The sequence below is a fragment of the Streptosporangium subroseum genome (assembly GCF_900188345.1).
Classification (GTDB): Bacteria; Actinomycetota; Actinomycetes; order Streptosporangiales; family Streptosporangiaceae; genus Streptosporangium; species Streptosporangium subroseum.
The window spans coordinates 93,732-100,503 of the sequence record NZ_FZOD01000032.1; the positions used below are offsets into that span (position 1 = coordinate 93,732).

The following is a 6,772-nucleotide window of genomic DNA, read 5'->3' on the forward strand; positions in this document are numbered from 1 at the left end:
CAAGACGGCGCTCCGTGCCCAGCGGTCGGACACGGCGCGCACCTACGTATGGTCTCCCCCTGACGACCTCCGGATCGTCGCCTATTTCTCCATCACTCCCACCGAGGTGCGCCGCGCCGAAGTGGGCGGCTCCCTCTCAGGGGGTGTGAGCATCGTGCCGGGCTACCTGCTGGCGAGGCTGGCACTCGATCACGGCCTCCAGGGTCGCGGCCTCGGCTCGGAGCTACTGGTGAACGCGATCTCCAAAGTTGTGTCCGCCTCCACGTCGGCCGGAGGCCGCATCATCGTCGTCGACGCGATCGACGGCCGTGCCGCTGACTTCTACGCCTTCCACGGGTTCCTCCCGGTCAAGGACAATCCCCACCGGCTGGTGATGAAGATGGCCACGGCGCGAGCCGCGCTCACTGCTCCCTGGCCTCTGGCTCGCTCAGCGCATTTCACGGTGTCGCGGGGTCGGTGGGGAGGCCGTCGATCTCGGCGAGGAGCGTCTGCTTGCCCGCGGGGTCCAGGCAGGAGGCGTTGACGGCGTTGCGGGCCAGGCCGGTGAGGGCCTCGCGGTCCAGGCCGAAGACCTCGGCGGCGACCCGATACTCGCTGCTCAGCGTGGTGGCGAACATGGGCGGGTCGTCGCTGTTGAGGGTGACGAACAGGCCCTCCTCCAGCAGGCGTGGGAACGGGTGCTCCTTGATGTGGGCGACCTGCCCGGTGCACACGTTGGAGGTGGGGCAGACCTCCAGGGGGATCCGGGTCTCGCGCAGGTGCGCGACGAGTCGGGGGTCGTCCAGGCAGGCGATGCCGTGGCCGATCCGCTCGGCGCCCAGGTGGTCGAGGGCCTCCCAGATCGGCTCGGGGCCGTTCATCTCCCCCGCGTGCGGCAGGCTGCGCAGCCCGGCGGCGGTGGCCGCGCGGAAGGCGTCCCTGAAGGCGTCGCGGTGCTGCGGGCGCTCCTGCTCGATTCCAGCCAGTCCAAAACCTACCAATGCCTCGGGAGGTTCCCGTAGGGCGTGGTCCAGGGTGACGCGGGCCGCCTCGACGCCGTACTCCCCGGGGATGTCGAAAATGTAGGCCACCTGGAGGCCGTACTCGTCGCGGGAGCGCCGGGCCGCCAGGTCGAGCGCCTCGGTGACCTCCCGCATCGGCATGCCCATGATGTGGTGCGCGTACGGCGTGACGGTCAGCTCGACGTAGCGCCCGTTCTGCCGGGCCAGGTCCCCGGCCAGCCCGGTCACCAGGGTCGCGACGTCCTCGGGGGTGCGGACCAGGGCGTTGACCGCCCGGTAGACCTCGGCGAAGTGCGGGAAGTCGCGGAATCCGTAGAAGGCGCGCAGTTCCTCCTCGGTGGTGGGCACGCGGCTGTCGGGGTGGCGGCGGGAGAGCTCCAGCACGGTGGGGACCGAGGCGGAGCCGATCAGGTGGACGTGGAGCTCGACCTTGGGGAGCGCGTCGATGAACGCGTCGATCGTCATGCGGCCGACCTTAGGCGCGTCCAGTCCGCGCCGAAAAGACATTTGCCGTTAATCTCACATAAAAATGTAAGGTTTATCCTATGGAAGCGCCGGATCCGGCGGCGTCGGCCATGACGTGCCGGTTTCCGATCGGTTCGCCGGCTCGCGAGGTGAGTACGCGACACCGGCGAACCCTCCGGCGCATCACCCTCGGCACCGGTCGGACCTGCGACGTCATGAGGACCACGCCTGCCCTCATGCACTCCGCGCACGCCGGAAGTCACCGAGGAACGTCACCCATGGCGTGAACCGCGCTCACCGCTCCCTGACCTCCGGCTGCCCTCGGCGCGGACGCGCGGTTCACGGCGTCGCCGGGAAAGCGGCACCCGCAAACACGGCCGGCCCCGGTTTCAAGGGGATTCTGTGGCCTATATCCCCTCACCTACCGAGCTGTCTGGCGCATAGTGGATACACAAGCAACTCGACACCTCTCCCGGAGGCCCTCGTGTTCGAGCGCTTCACCGACCGTGCCCGCCGCGTCGTGGTCCTGGCCCAGGAAGAGGCCCGGCGCCTCAGCCACGACCACATCGGCACCGAGCACATCCTGCTCGGCCTGATCGGCGAGAAGGACGGCGCCGCCGGCCACGCCCTGCAGAGCTTCGGCATCGGCGACGAGCAGGTACGAAACGACGTGGAAGAGATCATCGGCAGGGGGGACGAGGCCCCGGACGGTCACATCCCGTTCACCCCGCAGGCCAAGAAGGTGCTGGAGCTGTCCTTGCGGGAGGCGCTCAACCTGCACCACAGCTACATCGGCACCGAGCACATCCTGCTCGGCCTGATCCGCGAGGGCGAGGGGGTCGCGGCCCGGGTGCTCGTCAACCGGGGTGCGCGGCTTGAGGCCGTACGCGCCCAGGTGATCATGTTGACCGGACGGCGCGGCCGGGACCGGCTCCTGAGGAGCGAGGAGGGCTTCCAGGGCGTCGGGTCGCCGCTCTCCGCCAAGTTGGAGCGGATCCAGGAGAGCCTGGACCGGATCGAGCGCCGCCTGGACGCCCTGGACCAGCCGCAGGACCCGATACCGGATTCTTGATCTCCCCGTGAAACGGCCGGGATGAAGTCTTTCCATGAGACGCGCAGGGCTCCCGTGAGACGCACGAAGCCACGGCCTCCCGTGGAGCCCCGATCTCCGCGAGACGCACAAGGCCACGGTCTCCCAGGAGACCGTGGGGTGTACGGAGCTCTGACCTCTCCGGTTCGGAACCCCTGAGCGATCCCGAACCGGAGAGACCAGGTGATGGGTTCAGCTCGGAGATACCGTCGCCATCACGCCCACGGCCAGCCTGGCTTCCACCACGCCGGGGTCCTCGGTATAGCTCAGGGTCGCGCCGAGCGAGACCAGGAGCCTGCGCATGCGCACGTTGTCGGAGAGCAGAGTGGCCCTGACCTCGGCGAAGCCCAGGTCGCGGGCCTGGCGGACGAGCATCCTGGCCAGCACCGAGCCCAGCCCCCTGCCCTGCCAGCGGTCCTCGACCAGGAAGGCCATCTCGGCGATGCCTGGATCCGGGGTGAACATCAGATTGGCCAGCGCGACCACCTGCCCGTCGTGGCCTGCGACGAGCGAGTGGCCGCGGCTGCGGTCGCAGAGCCGGTCGAAGACCTTGGGCGGCAGCATGGGCATCGAGGTGAAGTAGCGGAACCTGCGGGCCTCGGGCGAGCAGCGATCGTGCAGGTCGCGAACGGCCTCGCGGTAGAGCTGGGTGAGCGGGCGGATCTGGACCTCGCTGCCGTCGGCCAGCTTGATGTCGCGGTCGGCCCCGGTCTGCTGGACGGGGGGCTGCGCGAGCCGTACGAAGGAGGCGGCCCGGGCGGCCTCGGTCAGGGTGAAGGGCAGCTCGGCCCTGCGCACCCTGATCGCCCGGCGCGCGGCCACGGGAACGGTCAGCAGCGTCGGGTCCGGAAGATCACTCATATCCGAACCGTAGACCCAGCGGGAGTCATCGGCGCGCAGCAACTCTCCGAGCAGCTCGGGCAGCCGCCAGGGCGTCGTGCGCAGCCGGGAGGCGAGCAGGAGCACGCGGGTGGGCTCGTCGGTCAGCTCGTGGGCGGTGGCGGTGACGACCTGGACGCGCCGTCCGCCGGCCGCCTCCAGCGCCTCGCGCACCACCTCGGCACCGGCGGGGATATCCGTGACGAACTCGTCCACCGTGCCGTCGGCGTCGGTCTGCACGCTCAGACCCAGGATGTTGCCGCCCTTGGCCGCAAGCGCGGCGGCCAGCGAGGCCAGACGCCCGGGCCGCTCGTCAACGGTAGTGCGAATCCGCAGAAATCCCATTAAAACGCTCCCTCTGTTGAGGACAGCCTTACCCAGCTCTGTTACGGGACTGCTACACAGGAGTGAGCCCATCGTTACGTCTGCGAAGATCCCTTATTGCGCTGTTACACAGCGGTTGTACAACGGTTTCCGTTGGAAGGTGCACTCTAATTAACGGATATAGAAGGATATGAAGCCATGAGCACGCGTGTTCCCCTGGCCCGGGACTTTGTCAACGGAGACGTCTCCTTCTGGTATCGCTCTCTCGGCGTCCCCGTGGCGAAAAGCCCCCTGGAGGGCGACCGCGACGCCGATGTGGTCATCGTCGGCGCCGGTTACACCGGTCTGTGGACCGCCTACTACCTGAAGAGGGCCAGCCCCGGCTTGCGGATCATCGTGCTGGAGAAGGAGTTCGCCGGGTACGGAGCGTCCGGGCGCAACGGCGGCTGGCTGGTCGGCGAGCTCGCGGGAACCCCCGAGCGCTACGCGAAGACCCACGGTGTGGACGCGGCCAAGCGGCTCCAGCGGATGATGTTCGAGTCCATCGACGAGGTCATCGACGTCACCGCGAACGAGGGCATCGACGCCGATGTCGTCAAGGGCGGCGTCACCACGGTCGCCGTCAACGCCGCCCAGGACCGGCGGCTGCGCGAGTTGCTCGCCCACGAGCGCCACTGGGGTTGGACCGAGGAGGACGTCCGGCTGCTCGATCCGGCCGAGCGGGAGAGCCGCATGCGGGTGGACGGCGCGGTCAGCGCGATCTGGAGCCCGCACTGCGCCCGGATCCAGCCCGCCAAACTGGCCGTCGGCCTGGCGCGGACCGTGCGGGACCTGGGGGTGGAGATCTTCGAGCGCACCCCCGTCACCGAGATCGCCCCCCGGGAGGCCCGCACGCCGTACGGCACGGTCCGCGCCGAATATGTCATCCGCGCCACCGAGGGCTTCACCGCCGGGCTGAAGCAGTATCACCGGGCATGGCTGCCGATGAACAGTTCGATGATCGTCACCGAGCCGCTGGGTGACCTGTGGGACGCGATCGGCTGGGAGGGCAGCGAGCTGCTCGGCGACATGGCGCACTACTACACCTACGCCCAGCGCACCGCCGACGGCAGGATCGCGTTCGGCGGACGCGGCAAACCTTATCTGTACGGCTCGCATGTGGACGATCGTGGCCACACCCATGAGTGGACGATCGAGGCACTTTGGGATTTGCTGACCGGTATGTTCCCCGCTGTGAAGGCCTCCAAGGTGGCACACACCTGGTCGGGCGTGCTCGGCGTGCCGCGCGACTGGTGCGCCACCGTGCACGTGGACCACTCCACCGGCATCGGCTGGGCGGGCGGCTACACCGGTCACGGGGTCACCACGACCAACCTCGCCGGCCGTACCCTGCGCGACCTGATCCTGCGCGAGGACACCGAGCTGGCGTCCATGCCCTGGGTGGGTCGCAAGGTGCGAGGCTGGGAAGTGGAACCGCTCCGATGGATCGGCGTGCACGCCATGTACGACCTGTACCGCCGGGCCGACGCCCGGGAGAACGCCGGGCTCGGCCGCACCTCCATGCTGGCCCGCATCGCCGACTCCATCACCGGACGCTGAGGAGAGAAATGACCTGTTTGTGCGAAGGCCACGAGATCGCGGAGCCGATGGCCCGCGACCGTCCCGGACCGCGAGCGACCGATGCGATCCTCTGGGCGGTGACCGGGTGAGCGACATCCTCTTCCGCGGCGGCAGGGTGTTCCTCGCCGCCGAGGCCTTCGCCGAGGCGGTGCTGGTCCGTGACGGCCGGATCAGCGCCGTGGGCGGGGAGTCCGACCTCGCACGGCTGGCGGCCCCCGGCCACGAGACCGTTGACCTCGGCGGCGGCCTGCTGACCCCCGGTTTCACCGACGCCCACATCCATCCGGTCCAGGCGGGGCTGGAGCGGGCCAAGTGCGACCTGGCCGAGGTGTACGGCCTGCCGGAGTATCTGGAGCTGATCGCCTCCTACGCCGGATCCCATTCCGGCAATGCGTGGATCGACGGCGGCGGCTGGGACATGTCGGCCTTCCCCGGCGGCCTCCCCCACCGTTCGCAGCTCGACTTCCTCGACCGTCCCGTCTACCTGATCCAGCGCGACCACCATGCCGCCTGGGTGAACAGCCGGGCCCTGGAACTCGCCGGGATCACCCGCGACACCCCCGACCCCGCCGACGGCAGGATCGAACGCGACGCAGACGGCACGCCGAGCGGCGTGCTGCACGAGGGCGCGATGGACCTGGTGGGCCTGCTCACCCCGCGTCCCACCGTCCAGGACCAGGCCGACGCGCTGGTGGAGGCCCAGGCGCACCTGTTCTCCCAGGGCATCACCGGCTGGCAGGACGCCATCGTCGGCTCCTACGCGGGCTCCGTCGACCACCTGCCCACCTACATCTCGGCCGCGGCCTCGGGGCGGCTGAAGGCCCGGGTCGTGGGCGCGCTCTGGTGGGACCGCACGCGCGGAGCCGAGCAGATCCCCGACCTCGTGGAGCGCCGGAGGGCCGCCGAGGGCCTGGAGCGTTTCCAGGCCACGTCGATCAAGATCATGCAGGACGGCATCACCGAGAACTTCACCGCCGCGGTGATCGAGCCCTACTGCCGCTGCGGCGGGACCGGGCTGTCCTACGTCGATCCCGCGCTGCTGAACAAATACGTCGCCGAGCTGGACCGGCACGGCTTCCAGGTGCACTTCCACGCGATCGGCGAGCGGGCCGTCCGCGAGGCGCTGGACAGCCTCGAGGGCAGCGACCCGGCCAACCGGCACCACATCGCGCACCTGCAAATCATCGAACCCTCCGACGTGCCGCGCTTCGCCCGGCTCGGCGTGACGGCCAACCTGCAGCCGCTCTGGGCCACCCACCACGCCCAGATGGACGAGCTGACCATCCCGTTCCTGGGCGACGAGCGGTCCTCCTGGCAGTATCCGTTCGCCGACCTGCTGCACGCCGGCACCCGGTTCTGCGCGGGCAGCGACTGGCCGGTCTCCAACGCCGAC

The 6,772-nt window shown here is 69.5% G+C and carries 5 protein-coding genes; 3 read left to right on the top strand and 2 right to left on the bottom strand.

Annotated features, from left to right (window positions below):
* Nucleotides 1-437: 437 nt before the first annotated feature.
* Nucleotides 438-1,466 (bottom strand): adenosine deaminase, encoded by a 1,029-nt coding sequence (gene add / locus CHC08_RS27735; RefSeq protein WP_089210308.1) that lies wholly within the window; start codon nt 1,464-1,466, stop codon nt 438-440.
* Between the two features lie 484 nt (nt 1,467-1,950).
* Here add and CHC08_RS27740 point away from each other — a divergent pair, with 484 nt between their 5' ends.
* On the top strand, nt 1,951-2,538 hold the full coding sequence (locus CHC08_RS27740) for a Clp protease N-terminal domain-containing protein (RefSeq protein WP_089210309.1): 588 nt from the start codon (nt 1,951-1,953) through the stop codon (nt 2,536-2,538).
* Nucleotides 2,539-2,748: 210 nt separating this feature from the next.
* On the opposite strand, the gene CHC08_RS27745 is transcribed toward CHC08_RS27740, so the two are convergent.
* Complete coding sequence (locus CHC08_RS27745; RefSeq protein WP_089210310.1) at nt 2,749-3,780, bottom strand: GNAT family N-acetyltransferase; 1,032 nt, start codon at nt 3,778-3,780, stop codon at nt 2,749-2,751.
* Between the two features lie 177 nt (nt 3,781-3,957).
* Between CHC08_RS27745 and CHC08_RS27750 the strand changes: the two genes are divergently transcribed.
* Nucleotides 3,958-5,358, top strand: a complete 1,401-nt coding sequence (locus CHC08_RS27750; RefSeq protein WP_089210311.1) for an NAD(P)/FAD-dependent oxidoreductase — start codon at nt 3,958-3,960, stop codon at nt 5,356-5,358.
* Nucleotides 5,359-5,464: 106 nt separating this feature from the next.
* Nucleotides 5,465-6,772: amidohydrolase (locus tag CHC08_RS27755; RefSeq protein WP_089210312.1), on the top strand; the 1,308-nt coding region annotated here is incomplete at its 3' end.